The 17,298-nt window shown below is 68.6% G+C and carries 13 protein-coding genes; 8 read left to right on the top strand and 5 right to left on the bottom strand.

Going from position 1 to position 17,298, the window contains the following annotated elements; translation table 11 throughout:
* Positions 1-6: 6 nt before the first annotated feature.
* Positions 7-1,137, bottom strand: a complete 1,131-nt coding sequence (locus BST14_RS19345; RefSeq protein WP_083065997.1) for an FAD-binding protein — start codon at positions 1,135-1,137, stop codon at positions 7-9.
* Entirely contained in the window at positions 1,134-1,961 is an 828-nt protein-coding gene (locus tag BST14_RS19340; protein WP_083065996.1) for a uracil-DNA glycosylase, read from the bottom strand. Before BST14_RS19340 ends, BST14_RS19345 begins: the two co-directional genes overlap by 4 nt.
* A gap of 61 nt (positions 1,962-2,022) precedes the next feature.
* Between BST14_RS19340 and tap the strand changes: the two genes are divergently transcribed.
* The 4 genes from tap to BST14_RS19320 all read left to right on the top strand — a co-directional run bounded on the left by tap (position 2,023) and on the right by BST14_RS19320 (position 6,615).
* The gene (tap, locus tag BST14_RS19335; protein WP_083065995.1) at positions 2,023-3,264 is read left to right on the top strand and encodes a multidrug efflux MFS transporter Tap; all 1,242 of its coding nucleotides are present in this window, start codon (positions 2,023-2,025) and stop codon (positions 3,262-3,264) included.
* 16 nt (positions 3,265-3,280) lie between these two features.
* The gene (locus BST14_RS19330; RefSeq protein ID WP_083065994.1) at positions 3,281-4,648 is read left to right on the top strand and encodes an FAD-binding oxidoreductase; all 1,368 of its coding nucleotides are present in this window, start codon (positions 3,281-3,283) and stop codon (positions 4,646-4,648) included.
* A 144-nt stretch (positions 4,649-4,792) separates the two neighbouring features.
* On the top strand, positions 4,793-6,034 hold the full coding sequence (locus BST14_RS19325) for a cytochrome P450 (RefSeq protein WP_169926110.1): 1,242 nt from the start codon (positions 4,793-4,795) through the stop codon (positions 6,032-6,034).
* Positions 6,034-6,615, top strand: coding sequence for a TetR/AcrR family transcriptional regulator (locus BST14_RS19320; RefSeq protein WP_083065992.1), 582 nt, complete (start codon positions 6,034-6,036; stop codon positions 6,613-6,615). Before BST14_RS19325 ends, BST14_RS19320 begins: the two co-directional genes overlap by 1 nt.
* A 5-nt stretch (positions 6,616-6,620) precedes the next feature.
* Here BST14_RS19320 and BST14_RS19315 read toward each other — a convergent pair whose 3' ends face one another.
* Both BST14_RS19315 and BST14_RS19310 read right to left on the bottom strand, forming a co-directional pair.
* Positions 6,621-7,772 (bottom strand): acyltransferase family protein, encoded by a 1,152-nt coding sequence (locus tag BST14_RS19315; RefSeq protein WP_083065991.1) that lies wholly within the window; start codon positions 7,770-7,772, stop codon positions 6,621-6,623.
* On the bottom strand, positions 7,769-9,469 hold the full coding sequence (locus BST14_RS19310; protein WP_083065990.1) for a DEAD/DEAH box helicase: 1,701 nt from the start codon (positions 9,467-9,469) through the stop codon (positions 7,769-7,771). The genes BST14_RS19315 and BST14_RS19310 overlap by 4 nt, the downstream gene beginning before the upstream one ends.
* A 349-nt stretch (positions 9,470-9,818) precedes the next feature.
* Here BST14_RS19310 and BST14_RS19305 point away from each other — a divergent pair, with 349 nt between their 5' ends.
* Positions 9,819-10,424: an LppP/LprE family lipoprotein gene (locus BST14_RS19305; RefSeq protein ID WP_083066010.1), complete on the top strand. Its 606-nt coding sequence runs from the start codon at positions 9,819-9,821 to the stop codon at positions 10,422-10,424.
* 60 nt (positions 10,425-10,484) lie between these two features.
* Entirely contained in the window at positions 10,485-13,898 is a 3,414-nt protein-coding gene (locus BST14_RS19300; RefSeq protein WP_083065989.1) for a TM0106 family RecB-like putative nuclease, read from the top strand.
* 4 nt (positions 13,899-13,902) lie between these two features.
* Here BST14_RS19300 and BST14_RS19295 read toward each other — a convergent pair whose 3' ends face one another.
* Positions 13,903-15,876, bottom strand: coding sequence for an MFS transporter (locus tag BST14_RS19295; RefSeq protein WP_083065988.1), 1,974 nt, complete (start codon positions 15,874-15,876; stop codon positions 13,903-13,905).
* 271 nt (positions 15,877-16,147) lie between these two features.
* Here BST14_RS19295 and BST14_RS19290 point away from each other — a divergent pair, with 271 nt between their 5' ends.
* Together BST14_RS19290 and BST14_RS19285 are read left to right on the top strand one after the other, a co-directional pair.
* Positions 16,148-16,927, top strand: a complete 780-nt coding sequence (locus tag BST14_RS19290; protein WP_083065987.1) for a hypothetical protein — start codon at positions 16,148-16,150, stop codon at positions 16,925-16,927.
* Positions 16,928-17,089: 162 nt separating this feature from the next.
* Positions 17,090-17,298: 2-oxoglutarate dehydrogenase E1 subunit family protein (locus tag BST14_RS19285; RefSeq protein ID WP_142279492.1), on the top strand; the 209-nt coding region annotated here is incomplete at its 3' end.

Genomic DNA, 17,298 nt, shown 5'->3' with positions numbered 1-17,298 from the left:
CGCGGCTCAGTACTCCTTGAGGGTGATCGAGGCGACGATGCGGTCGAACACCTCCTGGGGTATCGGCGCACCGCCCGGAATGTTGTCCACGACCAGCCATTGGTTGCGGTTGACGTAGTCGCTGAACTCGCGGTGGTAGTTGGCGAAACCGGCCACGTGGTCGAGCGTCTCGCCCGCCGCGGCCGCCTTGAGCTCGCCGGCCAGGATGTAGGCACCCAGCAGCGCTACGCTGGTGCCCTGGCCCGACAGGGGTGAGCAGCAGTATCCGGCGTCACCGACCAGCGCCACGCGGCCCCGCGCCCAGCGATCCATCTTGATCTGTGACATCTCGTCGAAGTAGAAGTCCGGCGCGCTGCGCATGTACTCCAGCAGTCGCGGGCGGACCCAGCCGTCGCCGGCCATCCGCCGCTCCAGCTCGGCGAATTGAGCCTCGGTGTCGCGGTAGTCGATCCGCAGATCGCTGTCCATGAAGCCCAGCATGGCCCGCGCCTCGGCGTTGTTGCGCGCGCTGTACACCCCGGCCATGGTGGAGTCGCCGTAGTGCCACATCTGCCAGTAGTCCAGGTTTAGAAAATTGGGCACGGTAAAAATCGCGGCGTATGTGCCCAGCCTCTCGATGAAGTCGTCCTCCGGCCCGAACACCAAACGCCGCACAGTGGAGTGCAATCCGTCGGCGCCGATGACGAGGTCGAAACTGCGCGGCGCGGCGCGCTCGAAGGTCACCCGGACCGACGCGTCGTCATCCTCCAGAGCGGTGATGGTGTCGTCGAAGAGGTACTCGGCCGTCCATTGGCTTGCGCCGTAAAGCAATTCGACCAGGTCGTCGCGCAACAGCTCGATGTCGGGGCCGTCGATAGGCCCGCCGGTTGGCGTCGATTCGGTGTCGCGTGACAATTCGTTGCCGTCCCGGTCGACGACGGAGGAGCCCCGGATTTGCGTCTTGCGCTTCTGGGCGGCGCCCAACAGCCCCATCCGTTCGAGCACCGTGAGCGCCGGCCCCCGCACGTCGATCGCCTGGCCGCCGGGCCGCGGCCCCCGATGGCGCTCTACCACGGTCACGGAAAAGCCATGGCGGCCAAGCCAGAACGCGGTCGCCGTTCCCGCCACGCTGGCGCCGGATACCAGAACGTCGGTCACTTGATTCCTGCCAGTTCCTTAGCGTCGCAGAAGACGTCGTCGAGCATTGCCGGTGTCAACTTACCGGTGAACATGTTTTGCTGGCTCGGGTGGTAGCAGCCGAGCAGCCGCACACCGGGCGCCAGGTCAGCGACGACACCGTGGCCGAAGCGGGGCTTACGCCCGGCCGTGGTGCCCGGCAGCCGCAGCGCGATCTGCCAGCCAAACCCGCCCAGGGCGACGACCACCCGAACATCCTCGGAGACCAGCCGCCATTCGGCCCGCAGCCAGGGCCAGCAGGTGTCGCGCTCCTGCGGCGTCGGGGCGTTGGCGGGAGGCGCGCAGTGCACCGGTGCGACGATGCGAACGTACTTGGTCCGCAAGCCATCCGCGGCGTCGACGCTGGTCGGTTGGTTCACCAGCCCGGCCCGGTAGAGCGCCGCGTACAACTGGTCGCCCGAGCGGTCGCCGGTGAACATCCGTCCCGTCCGGTTGGCGCCGTGGGCGGCGGGCGCCAATCCGACGATCATCAACCGCGGCCGCGCCGACCCCCAGCTGGGCACCGGCCGGCCCCAATACGGCTGGTCGGCAAAGGCTCGACGCTTGACGACGGCGACGTCCTCGCGCCAGTCGACCAACCGCGGGCAGGCTCGGCAGACGCTGACCAGGGCGTCGATTTCGGGAATCGAGCCGGCGTGCTCGGCGAGCTCGGCGACCGCGGCGGCGTCGGCCGCCACCGGGGTCTGCGGTGTGGCCGGATCCCCCGGCCATCCGGTGCCGGAACCGACCGGTGAGCCGAACACCTGGCCGGTACGTGGGTGGGCGAGCACATGAACATCCTGCATGAGAGGAAAAATCGGTGGCCGCCAAATGGGGCGTTGGCATACATTCGGCGGCGATCTTCCAATGAAAAGCGGCGGCCCAGCGTTCCTGATCCTGTTCGCCACATTGATGGCGACCGCGGGGAGCGGCATCTCGATCGTTGCGTTTCCCTGGCTGGCGTTGCAGCATCACGACAGCGCGCGCGACGCGTCGGCCGTCGCCCTGGCCATGACGCTGCCGCTGGTGTTGTCCACCCTGGTCGCCGGCGGCGCGGTCGACTACGTCGGGCGCCGCCGGGTGTCGCTCATCTCGGATTCGCTCTCCGGGACCGCGGTGACCGCCGTGCCGCTGATCGCGTGGTGGCTCGGCGCGGACGCGCTCAACCTGGCGGTGCTGGCCGCCCTGGCCTTCTTCGCGGCGGCGTTCGACCCGGCCGGGACGACCGCGCGCGAATCGATGCTGCCCGAGGCCGCCGCCCGCGCGGGCTGGTCGCTGGCCCGCACCAACAGCATCTACGAGGCGATTCTGAATTTGGGCTTCATCGTGGGCCCGGGCGTCGGCGGCCTGATGATCGCCACGGTCGGCGGCATCAACACGATGTGGGTGACCGCGGGGTTGTTCGGGCTGTCCATCCTGACCATCGGGTCGCTGCGGCTCGAGGGCGCCGGCAAGCCCGATCGCGAGACCCGTCCCGACGGGTGGCTGTCCGGCATCGCCGAAGGCCTGCGCTTCGTCTGGAGCGTGCGGGTGCTGCGAACCCTCGGCTTGATCGACCTGCTGGTCACCGCACTGTACTTGCCGATGGAAAGCGTGCTGTTCCCCAAATACTTTTCCGACCAGCACCAACCCGCGCAGCTGGGCTGGGCGTTGATGGCGATCGGGTTCGGTGGCGTGGCGGGGGCGATCGGCTATGCCGCGCTGTCGCACCGCCTGCGGCGGCGCACGGCCGTGCTGGCGGCGACCCTCACGTTCGGCGCGGCCACGGTCGGGGTGGCCTTTCTGCCGCCGCTGCCGGTAATCCTGGTCCTGTGCGCGGTGATCGGCCTGGTCTACGGGCCGATCCAGCCGATCTACAACTACGTGATGCAGACCCGGGCGCCACACCGTCTGCGCGGCCGGGTGGTCGGGGTGATGACCGGCTTGACCTATGCGGCCGGGCCGGTGGGCTTGCTGGTGGCCGGTCCGCTGACCGACGCGGCCGGTCTGAAGCTCACGTTCGGTGTGCTGGCGGTGCCGATCCTGCTGATCGGCCTCATCGCCTGCCGGCTGCCGTCGCTGCGCGAACTGGACCGCGCGCCGGAGTTCGCCGAGGACCCGGGCCCGTGACGCTTAGGATCGGGTCGTGAGCTCTGACGCCCTGGCCGGCCTGATCGCCGATCTCCCCGAGGGGATGGTGGTCACCGACCCGACGGTCACCGAGGGCTACCGCCAGGACCGCGCCTTCGACCCGTCGGCCGGCAAGCCGCTGGCGGTGGTGCGGCCGCGGCGCACCGAAGACGTGCAGACCGTGCTGCGCTGGGCCACCGCGCACCGGGTGCCCGTCGTGACCCGCGGCGCGGGCAGCGGACTGTCCGGCGGGGCGACCGCCCTGGACAACGGCATCGTCCTGTCCACCGAGAAAATGCGCGACATCACGGTCGACCCGGTGACCCGAACCGCCGTATGCCAGCCGGGGCTGTTCAACGCCGAGGTGAAGCAGGCCGTCGCCGAGCACGGCCTGTGGTATCCGCCCGATCCGTCGTCGTTCGAGATCTGCAGCATCGGCGGCAACATCGCCACCAACGCCGGCGGGCTGTGCTGCGTGAAATACGGCGTCACCACCGACTACGTGCTGGGCATGCAGGTGGTGCTGGCCGACGGGACGGCTGTGCGGCTGGGCGGCCCACGGTTGAAAGACGTCGCGGGGCTGTCACTGACCAAGCTGTTCGTCGGCAGCGAGGGCACGCTGGGCGTCGTCACCGAGGTGACGCTGCGACTGGTACCCAAGCAGAACGCGTCGAGCATCGTGGTGGCCAGCTTCGCCACCGTCGAGGACGCGGTCGAGGCGGTGCTCGGCGTCACCGCGCGACTTCGTCCCTCGATGCTGGAGTTCATGGATTCGGTGGCGATCAACGCCGTCGAGGACACCCTGCGCATGGATCTCGACCGCGGGGCGGCCGCCATGCTGGTGGCCGGGTCCGACGAGCGCGGCCGCGCGGGCAGCGAGGACGCCGAGATCATGGCCGAGGTGTTCGCCGAACATGCTGCGACGGAAGTGTTTTCGACCGACGATCCCGACGAGGGCGAGGCGTTCGTCGTGGCCCGGCGGTTCTGCATCCCGGCCGTCGAAGCCAAGGGGTCACTACTGCTCGAAGACGTCGGCGTGCCGCTTCCGGCCCTGGGCCGGCTGGTAACCGGGATCGCTCGCATCGCCGCGGAACGCGACCTGATGATCTCGGTGATCGCCCACGCCGGCGACGGCAACACCCACCCGCTGCTCGTCTACGACCCCGCCGATGCCGACAAGACCGAACGCGCGCACCTGGCGTTCGGCGAGATCATGGATCTGGCGGTAGGCCTTGGCGGCACGATCACCGGTGAGCACGGCGTCGGCCGGTTGAAGCGGCCCTGGCTGGCAGGTTATTTGGGACCCGACGTGATGGACCTCAACCGGCGCATCAAGCAGGCGCTGGACCCCCACGGCATCCTCAACCCTGGGTCGGGAATCTAGGTCGGGCATCTAGGTCTCGCGTTCTAGGTCGGGCCTTCTCGAACGGGAAGTTAAGTGCACGTTCGCCGGCGAGTGTGAAGTTAAGCGCACGTTCGACGCCAGCGACCGGTTGACATATCGCCGCTACTGTCGTACCAATGAGACATGGCTGCTGTTATGTCTCACAAAGCACCGGTCGCTTTCCAGCTGGCCACCGCCGACACCTGGTCCAATCCGTGGCCGATGTACCGCGCGCTGCGCGACCACGATCCCGTGCACCACGTCGTGCCGGCCAACCACCCCGAGCATGACTACTACGTACTCTCCCGGCACGCCGACGTGTGGGCCGCGGCCCGCGACCACGAGACCTTTTCGTCCGCCAAGGGTCTGACCGTCAACTATGATGACTTGGAACTGATCGGGCTGCAGGACAATCCGCCGTTCGTGATGCAGGATCCACCGGTGCACACCGAGTTTCGTAAGCTGGTATCGCGCGGCTTCACGCCGCGGCAGGTGGAGGCCGTTGAGCCCAAAGTCACCGAGTTCGTCGTCGAGCGCATCGAGGGGTTGCGTTCGGCCGGCGGCGGCGACATCGTCGCGGAGCTGTTCAAGCCGCTGCCGTCGATGGTGGTGGCCCATTATCTCGGTGTGCCCGAGGAGGATTGGGCCCAGTTCGACGGCTGGACCCAGGCCATCGTCGCGGCCAACACCGCCGAAGGCGGCGTCGCCGGCGCCCTGGAAACCGCCGGCGACGCGGTCGGGTCGATGATGGCCTACTTCACCGGGTTGATCGAACGGCGGCGGACCGAACCCGAGGACGACACCATTTCGCACCTTGTGGCCGCCGGGGTCGGCGCCGACGGCGACGTCGCGGGCACCCTGTCGATCCTGGCGTTCACATTCACGATGGTGACCGGCGGCAATGACACCACGACCGGAATGCTCGGCGGATCAATGCCTTTGCTGCACCAGCGTCCCGACCAGCGACGGCGGCTGGTCGACGAACCGCACCTGATCCCGGATGCGGTGGAGGAGCTGCTGCGGTTGACCTCGCCGGTGCAGGGATTGGCCCGCACGGTCACCCGCGACGTGACCATCGGTGAGACGACCATCCCGGCCGGGCGCAGGGTGCTGCTGCTCTACGGCTCGGCCAACCGCGACGAACGCCAATACGGTTCGGACGCAGCCGAACTCGACGTGACCCGCTGCCCCCGCAACATCCTGACGTTCAGCCATGGCGCACACCATTGCCTGGGCGCCGCCGCCGCGCGGATGCAATCCCGCGTGGCACTCACCGAACTCCTGACCCGCTGCCCGAGCTTCGAGGTGGACGAGTCCGGCATCGTCTGGGCCGGCGGCAGCTACGTGCGCCGCCCGCTGTCGGTGCCGATCCGGATGAAGGCCTGATGCCCGCCAGCGACTGGCTGGGTACGCACCGAACCGAGGCGGCCGCCGACCGGATCCTCGACGCGGCCGAGCGGCTCTATACCCAACGCGACTCCGACTCGATCGGCATGAACGAAATCGCCCGGGCGGCAGGCTGTTCCCGCGCGACGCTGTACCGGTACTTCGAGAACCGCGAGGCCCTGCGAACCGCCTACATCCACCGCGAAACCCACCGGCTGGGCCGGGAGATCGTCGCGCGCACCGGCGATATCGAGGACCCGCGCGAACGGCTGGTCGCAAGCGTCCTCGTCACACTGGCGATGGTTCGCGAAAGCCCGGCGCTGGCATCCTGGTTCGCCACCACCCGCCCGCCGGTGGGTGGCGAACTGGCCGGACAGTCCGACGTCATCGCGGCCCTGGCGGTGGCGTTCCTGCACTCGCTGGGACCCGACGATCCCGCCGCCATCGAACGTCGCGGCCGCTGGATGGTGCGGGTGATCGTCTCCTTGCTGACCTACCCCGGCCACGACGAAGACGAGGAGCGGGCGATGATCGAGGAATTCGTCGTCCCGATCGTGACGCCGGTTTCCGCGCGCGGCTAGACGGCTCAGTCCCGCACCCGGGTGAACCGGTGCAGCAACCACGCGAGCGGAATCGTCACCACCAGCGTCGCGACGAACAGGTACAGCATCGGACCGGTGTAGACCCGCGCGCCCACGATGTAGTCCATCGCGAATTCCATAGTGATCAAGTGGATCAGGAAGATCTCGTAGGAGATCTCCCCCAGCCACACCATCGGACGGCTGGCCAGGATGTGCGAATACCAGCCTTGGACACTGGGAGCGCCGCCCAGGGCGAGCGGCGCGACCGCGAGCGCGGCGATGACGGCGTAGAAGCACGTCTTGAACAACGCCTCGCTCAGCGTTGCCGGGGAGGTCGTGGGCGCGCCGGCAATGGGCGTGGACACGATGAAATAGCAGATGACCGCCAGTGGTAGGGCCACGAATCCGTAGCCGCGCACCCCCATCTCCTGCAGCACGGTCAGCATCATGCCGGCGAGGAACCACGCCAGATAGGTGGGCAGCCACAGCCGTGCCCCGTCCGGGAACCAGTGATCGGTGTGCACCAGGACCAACCAGGCCGGGCTGATCAACGCCATCCCCGCCAGGGCGCCCAGCACCAACTTCGGCTGCCACTGCCGCCGGCAGATCAGCACCAGTAGCAGGTATGCCAACAGCGGCAGCACGACGTAGAACGACGCCTCCACCGCCAGGCTCCACATCTGGGTCAGCCCCTGGTGCAGGTACTTGCCCAAATAGCCGTTGCAATAGATCTGCGTCAGCGTCAGGTTGCGCGCCAGCCCCAGCCAGCTGTGGCCGGGGTTGGGCCCGGCGTCGCGGAAGTGGTACAGGACGTAGGCGAACAGCACCGTAATGACGTACGGGGGCATGATGCGTCGAACCCGGTGCCACGCATAACGACTCAACGAGGGCTGTCGATCGCTTCTCGCCGCCGCCTTCACCCACGGGCGGAACAACAGATAGCCCGAGAGCACGAAGAAGATCGGCACACCGATCTCCATCCGGGAACCGACCAGGCCCCAATACCCGTGCGTGTATTTGCCGGTGGTGTAGGCCGCGTGCGTGCCGACGACGAGGAGCGCGGCGACGGCGCGGATCCCGGTCAGCGAGGCGACCCGGTCGACGCGAGAGGTCTGCTCGAGGCCGCCCTGGGCGTCTTGTTCTTCGGACAGCGTCATGCGCCGTGTTTCCTGCGCGGCTTTCCGCCGTCTCGGCTGCGGGACTTGGCGGATGTCCGCTCGGGTTGCAAGTTGATCAGTACCCCCGAGATGCGGGTGTGCTCAAGGCGTTTGAAGGTCGACTTGGGCAACTTGGCCGGCAATTCCACCAGGGAGAAATCCGGCCCGATCGCGATGTGGCCGAAATCGCTGCGATGCAGCCCACCCTCGTTGGCGATGGCGCCGACGATCGCGCCCGGGCCGATCTTGTGCCGCTTGCCCACCGCGATCCGATAGGTGGCCAGAGGCTGGTCGTTGCTTGGCCTTTCGGGTCGGTCCCGACGTTCCGTGCGCCGCTCGCGCCGCTCCGGGGGCGGTTCGGGCGCCATCAGGAATTCCTCGCCGTCGCGGGACTGCAGCGCCAGCGCGGCGGCGATGTCGGCCATCGGGGTGTCGTGCTCGCGTTCGTAGTCCTCAACCAGCTTGCGGAATAGGTCGATCCCGGGGGAACCGAGCGCGGTGGTGATGGAATCGGCGAACTTGGCCACCCGCTGAGCGTTGACGTCGTCGACGGTGGGCAATTCGGTCTGGATGAGCGTTTGCCGGGTGGCCTTTTCGATCGCCTTGAGCAGGTGACGCTCGCGCGGCGAGACGAACAGCAGCGCGGTTCCCGAGCGACCCGCCCGGCCGGTGCGCCCGATCCGGTGCACGTAAGACTCGGTGTCATGTGGGATGTCGTAGTTGAGTACGTGCGATATCCGCTCCACGTCCAGACCGCGCGCGGCCACGTCGGTGGCGACCAAAATGTCGATGCTGCCGTCCTTCAGGGCGGCGACGGTCCGCTCGCGCTGGCCCTGCGGGATGTCTCCGTTGATAGCTGCCGCGGAAAACCCTCGGGCCCTGAGCTTTTCGGCGACTTCCTCGGTGGCCTGTTTGGTTCGGACGAAAACGATCATCGCCTCGAACGGCTCGACTTCCAGCACCCGCGTCAGCGCGTCCATCTTGCGGGGCCCGGCGACCTGGATGTAGCGCTGCGCAATGTTCTCGGCGGTAGCGGTTTTCGTTTTGGTGCTGACCTCGAGCGGATCGTGCAGATACTTGGTGGTGATCTTGCGGATGGCCGGCGGCATGGTCGCCGAGAACAGCGCCACCTGCTTGTATTCCGGGGTTTCGGACAGAATGCGATCGACTTCTTCGGCGAAGCCCATGGTGAGCATCTCGTCGGCCTCGTCGAGCACCAGGTAGTCGACGTGGGACAAATCCAGGGTGCCGCGCTCGAGGTGGTCGATCACCCGGCCCGGTGTGCCGACCACCACGTGGGCCCCGCGGCGCAGACCGGCCAGCTGCACGCCGTAGGACGAGCCGCCGTAGATCGGCAGCACGTTGATCTTGGGCAAATGGGCCCCGTACCGGCTGAACGCCTCGGCCACCTGCAGGGCAAGTTCGCGGGTCGGGGCGAGCACCAGCGCCTGGGTGGCGGTGCTGGTGACGTCGATCTTGGACAGGATGGGAATCGCGAACGCGGCGGTCTTGCCGGTGCCGGTCTGGGCCAGCCCGACAACGTCGGAGCCCGCGATCAGCGCCGGGATGGTCGCGGCCTGAATGCCGGTGGGCGATTCGTAGCCGACGTCGGCGATCGCCCGCAGGACCGAGGGGTTGATCTGCAGGTCGGCAAACGTCGTTGAGGCAGCTTGAGCCGAGCTGTCCGGGAGGGTCATCGTCCAAGGAGTCTAGTGGTGGTCGCGAGCTCAGCGGACGCTGAGCGCTGCGGGTCACCACCCGAGAGCCCCGTGGTGGTCGCGAGCTCAGCCGACGCTGAGCGCTGCGGGTCACCACCCGAGAGCCCCGTGGTGGTCGCGAGCTCAGCCGACGCTGAGCGCTGCGGGTCACCACCCGAGAGCCCCGTGGTGGTCGCGAGCTCAGCGGACGCTGAGCGCTGCGGGTCACCACCCGAGAGCCCCGTGGTGGTCGCGAGCTCAGCGGACGCTTAGCGCTGCGGGTCAGCACAGTTGGCACCGTCGGGTGATCATCCGCGCACCCGGCACGCCTGCCACGGCCCCGCACCCGATGGCGGTACGGTGCACAGCTGTGTGGTCGCTGCCTTGTCGTACCGAGCCACTGACCGGCTCGGCCGCCGTCGCCCTGATCGCGTTCACGTTGTCCGGCTGCGGTTCGGGAGACTCCACCGTCGCCAAGACGCCGCCGGCCCGGACGACGTCGGAGACCGCGTCGATCACGGCTCCGGCCATCCCGTCGGCGGCCGCCCAGCCCGGCAACCCCGCGCCGACCGACCCGTGCGCGGTCAACCTGGCCTCCCCCACCATCGCGAAGGTGGTGTCCGAGCTGCCCCGCGACCCGCGCAGCCAGCAGCCCTGGAATCCCGAACCGCTGGCCGGCAACTACAACCAGTGCGCGCAGCTATCGGCGGTCATCATCAAGGCCAACACCAACGCGGTCAGCCCGACCACCCGTGCGGTACTGTTTCACCTCGGCCAATTCATTCCCCAGGGCGTGCCCGACACTTACGGATTCAACGGCGTCGACCCGGCGCAAACCACGGGCGACACCGTGGCGCTGACCTACCCCAGCGGGATCAACGGCCTGAACACCGACGTGAAATTCCACTGGAACGGCAACGCCGTCGAACTCATCGGCAACACGCCGACGCACTGATCCGGGGCGCGCCCGCCCGGCACCACCGTCATGTCGGGGCGCTGGCCTACTGTGGCTCGCGTGTTGGTCTCCGGCGACAGCATCGTTTACAGCGCATCGGATCTGGCCGCCGCGGCCCGCTGCGAATACGCGCTGCTGCGCGATTTCGATGCGAAGCTGGGCCGCGGGCCCGCGGTCACCGTCGAGGACGAACTGCTCACGCGGACGGCCACCCTCGGCAGCGAACACGAGCGGCGCCAGCTGGCCTCGCTGCGCGACCGGTTCGGGCAGGCCGTCGCGATCATCGGCCGCCCCGCCTATACGCCCGCCGGCCTGACCGCGGCCGCAGAGGCCACCCGGCGGGCCGTCGCCGACCGCGCGCCGGCGATCTATCAAGCCGCCATATTCGACGGCCGCTTCGTCGGCTTCGCCGATTTTCTGGTCCGCGACGGCGAGCGGTATCGGGTCGTGGACACCAAACTGGCCCGCTCGGCCAAGGTCACCGCCCTGTTGCAGGTCGCCGCGTACGCCGACGCGTTGGCCGCCTCGGGCGTCCCGATTGCGCCGGAGGCCGAACTGCGGCTGGGCGACGGGACCGCGGTGCGACACCGCGTCTGCGACCTGATCCCGGTCTACCGCACCCAGCGCGCCCGGCTGCAGCGCCTCCTCGACCACCACCACGCCGGCGGCTCGGCGGTGCGCTGGGACGACGAGGGCGTGGCCGCCTGCTTCCACTGTCCCTTATGCCTCGAACAGTTGCGGGCGGCCGACGACGTGCTCCTGGTGGCCGGCCTGCGAGTGAGCCAGCGCGACAAGCTCTTTGACGCGGGCATCAGCACGGTCGCGGAGCTGGCCGACCATCGCGGCCCCGTGCCCGGCCTGGCGGCTAGCCTGCTGGACAAATTGGCCGTCCAGGCGAAACTGCAAGTCCGCCAACGTGAAACCGGCGTTCCCCAGGTCCAGGTCATCGACCCGCAGCCGCTGGCCCTGCTACCCGAGCCCGACCCGGGAGACCTGTTCTTCGACTTCGAGGGCGACCCGCTGTGGACCACCGATGGTCGCGAATGGGGGTTGGAATATCTGTTCGGTGTGCTGGAAGCCGGGCCGACGGGCAAGTTCCGCCCGCTGTGGGCGCACGACCGGGCCGACGAACGCAAGGCGCTGATCGACTTCCTGGCGCTGGTGGCCAAGCGGCGCAAGCGCCGTCCCAACATGCACATCTACCACTACGCGCCCTACGAGAAGACCGCCTTGTTGCGGCTCGCCGGGCGCTACGGAGTGGGCGAGGACCAAGTCGACGAACTGCTGCGCAGCGGTGCGCTGGTCGACCTATACCCGGTGGTGCGCAGGAGCATCCGCGTAGGCGCGGAGTCCTTCAGCCTCAAGGCGCTCGAGCCGCTCTACATGGGCGCCCAATTGCGCGCGGGCGACGTGACCACGGCCACCGGTTCAATCACCTCCTACGCCCGGTACTGCGAACTCCGGGAGGACGGACGTGGCGAGGAGGCCGCATCCGTGCTCAAGGAGATCGAGGACTACAACCACTACGACTGCCGGTCGACCCAGGAACTGCGTAACTGGCTGATGTTGCGCGCGTACGAATCCGGCGTCGTGCCGGTCGGCGCCCAGCCGGTGGCCGACGGCAACACCGTCGACGACCGCGATCGGCTGGCGGTGACGCTCTCGGCGTTCAGCGGAGCGGCCGGTATCGACGACCGCACCCCGCAGCAGGTGGCGGTGGCGCTGCTGGGCGCGGCGCGCGGCTACCACCGGCGCGAGGACAAACCTTTCTGGTGGGCGCATTTCGACCGGCTGAACTTTCCATTCGAGGAGTGGGCGGATAACACCGACGTGTTCGTCGCCGACGACGCATCGGTCGATGTCGACTGGCACACGCCGCCTCGCGCCCGCAAACCGCAGCGGCGGCTGCGGCTGCGCGGCGAGCTGGCGCGCGGTGACTTGAAGAGCGACGTCTTCGCGCTCTACCACCCCCCGGCGCCGCCCGGCATGACCGACAGCCCGGACCGGCGGGCGGCCGGGCGGGCCTCGGTCGTCGAGGCCGACGATTGGGCGGTCCCCGCCGAAGTGGTGGTCCTTGAACGAGTTGGCAACGACGGCAAAACCTTTGACCAGCTGCCGTTCGCGCTGACTCCCGGCCCGCCCATTCCGACGACGGCTTTGCGCGAGTCGATCGAGGCCACCGCCGCCGCGGTCGCCGCGGGATTGCCGCAGCTGCCGCCCACCGCCGTCGTCGACCTGTTGCTGCGGCGCGCGCCACGCACACGGGGCGGCACTGCCCTGCCCCGAAGCGGCGACACCGTCGCCGACATCACCGCGGCACTACTCGATCTCGACTCCTCGTACCTGGCGGTGCACGGGCCGCCCGGCACCGGCAAGACCCACACCGCCGCGCGGGTGATCCACCACCTGGTCACCCGACGCGACTGGCGCGTCGGTGTCGTCGCACAATCGCACGCCACCGTGGAAAACGTGCTGGACTGCCTGATCGACGCCGGCCTGGATCCGCACCGGATCGCAAAAAAGCGCTACGACCATCAGGCCTCGCGCTGGCGGCAGATCGACCCCGCCGCCTACACCGCGTTCATCGCCGACACGCCGGGGTGCGTGATCGGCGGAACCGCATGGGATTTCGCCAACGCCAATCGAATACCGCCGGGAAGCCTGGACCTGCTGGTCATCGACGAAGCCGGCCAATTCTGTCTGGCCAACACCATCGCCGTGGCGCCCGCCGCCGCCAACCTGCTGTTGCTCGGCGACCCTGCGCAGTTGCCGCAAGTGAGCCAGGGCACGCATCCGGAGCCGGTGGACAGCTCCGCGCTGGAGTGGCTGGTCGACGGTCAGCGCACCCTGCCCGACGAACGCGGCTACTTCCTGGACCTCTCGTACCGCATGCATCCGGCCGTCTGCGCCGCCGTGTCGGCGCTATCCTACGACGACAGACTGCACTCCCACGAATGCACGGCCGCCCGGCACCTCGACGGGTACCGCCCGGGCGTGCAATTGTTTTCGGTTGAGCACCAAGGAAACTCGACCGAAAGCCCCGAGGAGGCGGACGCGATCGTCGCCGAGATCGACCGGCTGCTCGGCGCGGCGTGGACCGACGAACACGGCACCAGAGCCCTGAGCGCCACCGACGTGCTGGTGCTGGCGCCCTACAACGCCCAGGTGGCGCTGCTGCGTCGCCGGCTGGGCGCCGCGGGGCTCGAAGGGGTGCGGGTGGGGACGGTCGACAAGTTCCAGGGCGGCCAGGCGCCTGTCGTCTTCATCTCGATGACCGTGTCGTCGATGGATGTGGTTCCGCGTGGAATCTCCTTTTTGCTCAACAGGAATCGGCTCAATGTCGCGGTGAGCCGCGCTCAGTATGCGGCCGTGATCGTGCGCTCACCGTCGCTGACCGAATACCTGCCCGCCACACCCGCGGGCCTGATCGACCTGGGCGCCTTCCTGGCGCTCACGCAGCCGGGTCTGCGGTGAGCGGCTAACCGGCTGAGGAGTGCCGGCCCGAGCCGGTGGGATCGTCGTCGGGATTTGAGTGGTGATGGTGACCGCGCGGCGACTCACCGTCGGGGAAATAGCGCCCCGCCGAGCCCTTGTGGGGCCGGCGTGGCGGCCGGGTGAGCCGGTCGCCCGGCGGGATGGGTTTGGGCGCGCGCCGTACAACCACCTGGCGAAGACGTTTGCCGCTGTCCACATGAGAACCGTTGTGGGCGTAGCCGATCGGTTGAGCCTGCTCGGCCGGGCCGCGACGCGGGGCTCCGGTGGACGCCGGGCGCGGGCGTTCGACCGGTTGCCGGGGCGGCTCGGCATCGCTTTCTACATCGGCTTCGCGCACCAGAACGACCTCGACGTACTCGTCATCGTCATAGTCTTCGTCGACGTCATCGTCGGGTCGCAGCGGATCGTCGCCGCCCCGGCCATCGCCCGACCAGGGCGCAAAGCCCACCAGGAACAGTGCGGCGACGATCCCGAACAACGCGATGAACGCCGGCAACAGGACCGATTGCGACATCGCGGCGGCGAAGGGGTCACGCAGAAACCCCGGCAACTGCAGAGTGAGCGCGTCCTCGCCGACGGCCCCGTCGGACGGCTGGGGCGGCATCTCGGCGGTGATCCGCCAGGTCATGAACGCGGCCATGCCCGCGCTACCCAGCACCGCGCCGAGCTGGCGCACGGAGTTGTACACCGCAGAGCCCGCGCCGGCCAGGTGCGGCGGCAGGTTACGCGTGGCGGTGGCGGTCAACGGTGACCACACGAAGGCCATCCCGACGCCCATCGCGAAGAACGGCAACACCAGCCGCCAGATCGGCGTCGTCGGTGTCATCTCGAACGTGATCCAGGTCAGCGCGATGGCCAACACCGAGAACCCGAAACCGAGCACGGGCTGCGGATGATATTTGTCGACGATCTTGCCGACGACCGGCGCAAAGACACCGTTGGCGATCGCCATCGGCGCGATCAACAAGGCCGAGCGCGTCGGCGAGAGCCCGCACACGGCCTGCGCGTAGAACGTCAGCGGCAGCATCATCGCGGTCGAGGTGAACGAGATGATGGCCACGCCGAGGTTGCACAGGCTGAAATCGCGGTCGCTGAAGATCACTAACGGAATCAGCGGCTCGTGGGCGTTGAGCGACTGCCAGAACGCGAAGGCCGTCATGAATCCGACGCCCCCGACGATCAGCGCCCAGATCCAGGGCTGCCAGTGCGCGGCCTGTCCTTGCTGCAGCCCGAACACGATCAGGAAGATCCCCACCCCGGACAGTGCGACCCCGATCAGGTCGAAGCGATGCGACTGGGTGGGCAGCACCGGAACCAGCCAATACGCCAGCCCCAACCCGAGGACGCCGATGGGAACGTTGACGAAGAAGATCCATTGCCATCCCAGCCCGTCGACCAGGACACCTCCGGCCAGCGGGCCGACCAGGCTGGCGACACCGGCGGTGGCACCCCACAGGCTCACCGCGACGCCGCGCCGCTGTGCCGGGAAGATCCGGGTGATGGTCGACAAGGTCTGCGGGGTGAGCAGCCCGGCGCCGACACCCTGCACGACGCGCGCCGCGATCAGCATTGCCGCGCTGCCGGCCAGCCCGCACCACACCGAGGAGACGGTGAACACCACCAGGCCGATCAGGTAGAGATTCTTGGGGCCGAACCGGTCGCCCAGGCGGCCGGCCACCAGCAACACCACCGCGTAGCCCAGCAGGTAGGCGCTGGTCACCCAGACCACGGTGTCGTAGCCGATGCGCAGGCTGCCCATGATGGTCGGGTTTGCGATGGCGACGATGGTCGAGTCGACCATGATCATGAAAAAGCCGATCATCATCGCCCACAGCGGGTTCCAGGGGTTCTGCGACTGCCGCGAGCTCCTGGTGAAAAATCCCCAGCGACTGGCGGCCCGCGGCGACGCCGATCCCGCGCGCCCTCCCCCGGGCGTGCGGGGCGTAGCCGCGGTCATCCACCCCACCTCGTTCCGCTTCCGCCGGCGCTGTCGCGCCGTCTTGGCCCCGTCTGATCGACCGGGCCAGCCCACGCAGGTGATACACCGCAGTCGCGGCGCGGTAAAGAGCATGGGACCGAGAAACGGCACGGACCGTCGCAGACATCCAGCCTGCATTATTCCCGGTGAGGCAATAGGCCAGCGGCCGAGGATTGGGTGGGGGGATAACGCGTCAGGATTTGCCGCGGGCGCGTTAGCCTGAAGGAACGCCATTTGCAGGAGAGACGATATGCGGGCTCGACGGAACAAGTCGCCGAACCGGGTTTTCACGATGTCCGACGACGGGCAGGCGCCGACCGCCGACAACGGTCGGCCCAAAATGTCCGCGCGCGCGTTGGCGCAGGTCATCGAGCGAAGCTCGCGGTTGCAGGGTCCGGCCGCCGAGGCCTATGTGGCCCGGCTGCGCAACGCGCACCCCAATGCCGGTCCGGCGGACATCCTGGCCAAGCTGAACAAGCGATACCTGGCCGTCGTGACGGCCAGCGGCGTTGCCGTGGGGGCCGCGGCGACCATCCCCGGCATCGGCACGATCAGCGCCCTGTCCGCCGCCGCCGCGGAAACGGTGACGTTCCTGGAGGCCACCGCGTTCCTGGTGCTGGCGGTGGCGGTGGTCTACGACATTCCGGCCGAGCACCGGGAGCGACGCCGCGCGCTGGTGCTGGCGGTGCTCGCCGGGGACAACAGCAGGCGCGCCGTCGCCCAGCTGGTCGGCCCGGGCCGCACCAACGGCGGCTGGATCTCCGAGAGCGTGGCCGCCCTGCCGCTGTCGTCGATGTCCAAGCTGAACTCACGGCTGCTCAAGTCGTGGGTCCGCAAGTACACCGTGCGGCGCGGGGCCCTGCTGTTCGGCAAACTGCTGCCGGTCGGGGTCGGGGTCGTGGTGGGCGCCATCGGCAACTACCTCGCCGGCAAGAAGATGATCCGCAACGCCAACCGGGCCTTCGGAACACCGCCCGCACGCTGGCCCCGCGCGCTGCATCTGGTGCCCCCGGTCCACGAAGCCGGCTAGCCCCCGGTCAGCCTGGCGGATCGGCGGCGAAAGGTTAGCCTTTATAGGGCGGAACAATGGGTACCGCCATGGGTGTGAGGTGTTCGGCCATCCGTGGCCGACAAGGTGCAGGCGCCGCGGCAATGCGGTTGCAGAACAGAAGGATTGAGGCGAACTTCGGTCGTGAGCAACATAAGTTCACCGTTCGGGCAGAACGAATGGCTGGTCGAGGAGATGTACCGCAAGTTCCGCGACGACCCCTCGTCAGTCGATCCGAGCTGGCACGAGTTCCTGGTCGACTACAACCCCGAACCGGCCAACGAGCCCGCGCCGACCGCCCCGACCAGCGGTGACGGCGCGCCGTCACCGCCCCGGCACCGGCCCCGCCGGCC

This window comes from Mycobacterium arosiense ATCC BAA-1401 = DSM 45069 (genome assembly GCF_002086125.1).
Classification (GTDB): Bacteria; Actinomycetota; Actinomycetes; order Mycobacteriales; family Mycobacteriaceae; genus Mycobacterium; species Mycobacterium arosiense.
This window is presented reverse-complemented; position numbering and strand designations above follow the sequence as displayed.